Source organism: Streptomyces sp. NPDC060209 (assembly GCF_042728155.1).
In the GTDB taxonomy this organism is placed as follows: domain Bacteria; phylum Actinomycetota; class Actinomycetes; order Streptomycetales; family Streptomycetaceae; genus Streptomyces.
Map to the genome: position 1 here is coordinate 1 of NZ_JBHWZS010000543.1, position 2,336 is coordinate 2,336.

At 68.4% G+C, this 2,336-nt stretch carries 2 protein-coding genes; both read left to right on the plus strand.

Annotated elements, in window-relative coordinates; genetic code table 11:
- Window positions 1–177: 177 nt before the first annotated feature.
- On the plus strand, window positions 178–1,611 hold the full coding sequence (locus ACFWFI_RS42395; RefSeq protein WP_387401254.1) for an NAD-dependent malic enzyme: 1,434 nt from the start codon (window positions 178–180) through the stop codon (window positions 1,609–1,611).
- Window positions 1,612–2,013: 402 nt separating this feature from the next.
- Complete coding sequence (locus ACFWFI_RS42400; protein WP_003968811.1) at window positions 2,014–2,295, plus strand: HU family DNA-binding protein; 282 nt, start codon at window positions 2,014–2,016, stop codon at window positions 2,293–2,295.
- Window positions 2,296–2,336 lie beyond the last annotated feature (41 nt).

The window sequence follows — 2,336 nt, forward strand, 5'->3', positions numbered from 1 at the left end:
GTTTCTGTTTCCGGGGGTTACGCGGAACGCCTACTTCTCGTATGGTGGAAAAAAGTTTCCGAAAGGTGGCAGTCATTACCTGCTACCGGTCGGTAGGTGCGACGATCGGAACGCACGTGCGGGGCGTAGCCCCATTCGCGTGCGGCAACGAAGCTCAGGAAAGCGAAGGACTCGGCCATGGCAACGGCGCCCAGCGTCTCGTACTCGATGACGGTCAGGCTGGAGGTGCCCGCGAGCGGCACAGCGGTCTCCCAGCTGACCACGGCCGTGGAGTCCTCCGGTGGCTCGGTCACCGGCCTCGACGTAACCGCTTCCGGCCACGAGAAGCTGCGGATCGACGTCACGATCGCGGCCTCCTCGACCTCGCACGCCGACGAGATCGTCGAAGGCCTGCGCGACATCGACGGCGTCGTGCTGGGCAAGGTCTCCGACCGTACGTTCCTGATGCACCTCGGCGGCAAGATCGAGATGGCGTCGAAGCACCCCATCCGCAACCGTGACGACCTCTCGATGATCTACACCCCGGGTGTGGCGCGGGTCTGCATGGCGATCGCCGAGAACCCCGAGGACGCCCGCCGTCTGACGATCAAGCGGAATTCCGTCGCGGTGGTCACGGACGGCTCGGCCGTGCTCGGCCTGGGCAACATCGGCCCGATGGCGTCGCTCCCGGTGATGGAGGGCAAGGCCGCCCTGTTCAAGCGCTTCGCCGGTATCGACGCCTGGCCGATCTGCCTGGACACCCAGGACACCGACGAGATCGTCTCCATCGTGAAGGCGATCGCCCCCGGCTTCGCGGGGATCAACCTGGAGGACATCTCCGCCCCCCGCTGCTTCGAGATCGAGGCACGGCTGCGCGAGGCCCTGGACATCCCCGTCTTCCACGACGACCAGCACGGCACCGCGATCGTCGTACTCGCCGCCCTGACCAACGCGCTGCGCGTGGTGGGCAAGGCGATCGGTGACGTACGGGTCGTCATGTCCGGCGCGGGCGCGGCCGGTACGGCCATCCTGAAGCTGCTCATCGCGGCCGGGGTCAAGCACACGGTCGTCGCCGACATCCACGGCGTGGTGCACGCGGGCCGCGAGGACCTGGTGGACGCCACCCCGGACTCGCCGCTGCGCTGGATCGCCGACAACACCAACCCCGAGGGCGTCACCGGCACTCTCAAGGAGGCCGTCGCCGGCTCCGACGTCTTCATCGGTGTCTCCGCTCCCAACGTCCTGGACGGCGCCGACGTCGCGGCCATGGCGGAGGGGGCGATCGTGTTCGCGCTCGCGAATCCGGACCCCGAGGTCGACCCGGCAATCGCCCGTGAGACGGCGGCGGTTGTCGCCACCGGGCGCTCCGACTTCCCGAACCAGATCAACAACGTGCTGGTCTTCCCGGGTGTCTTCCGCGGTCTGCTGGACGCTCAGTCCCGCACCGTCAACACGGAGATGATGCTCGCCGCGGCGCGCGCCCTCGCCGACGTCGTCGCGGAGGACGAGGTGAACGCGAACTACATCATCCCGTCGGTCTTCAACGACAAGGTCGCGGGAGCCGTCGCGGGAGCCGTCAGGGAGGCCGCGAAGGCGGCCGGAGTCGCCGAGGCGGCCTCCGACCCCGCGTAGGTCCATACGTCCGGACGGCCCTGCCACACGCCGTCCGCGGGGGTCGGCCACGGCTCCTGCGGACGGTGCCGTAGCTCACGTCCGGGCGGCCCGTACGGCGCGTCGCGGGTCGCGGCGTCCCAAACGCCCCTTTAGGGTGGGCGGGCAGCGAGCCCCACAGGCCCGGCATCCGCTGCGGACCGCTCCAACAAGTCGACGGAACGTCATCACAGGCAATCGGTGGTGCTTTTCGTGTGACGTCGAGGGGTTCCGGATTGGCGTTAGCGCCGCAGGTGGGGGCAGGATGCGTATTCGGGCGCGAGGGTCTGACATCAGACCCGGGTCCGGGGACTGTCAGAGGGCCCTGGCAGCATCGGCTTCGATCTCACGCCTCACAGGCAAGAAGAACACGGGAGTACAAACATGAACCGCAGTGAGCTGGTGGCCGCCCTGGCCGACCGTGCCGAGGTGACCCGCAAGGACGCCGACGCCGTTCTGGCCGCGCTCGCCGAGACCGTCGGCGAGATCGTCGCCAAGGGCGACGAGAAGGTCACCATCCCCGGCTTCCTGACCTTCGAGCGCACCCACCGTGCCGCTCGCACCGCTCGTAACCCGCAGACCGGCGACCCGATCAACATCCCGGCCGGCTACAGCGTGAAGGTCTCCGCGGGCTCGAAGCTCAAGGAAGCCGCCAAGGGCAAGTAAGGCCCCAAGGCATCAAGAAGGGCGGCCGTCCTGACAGGGAC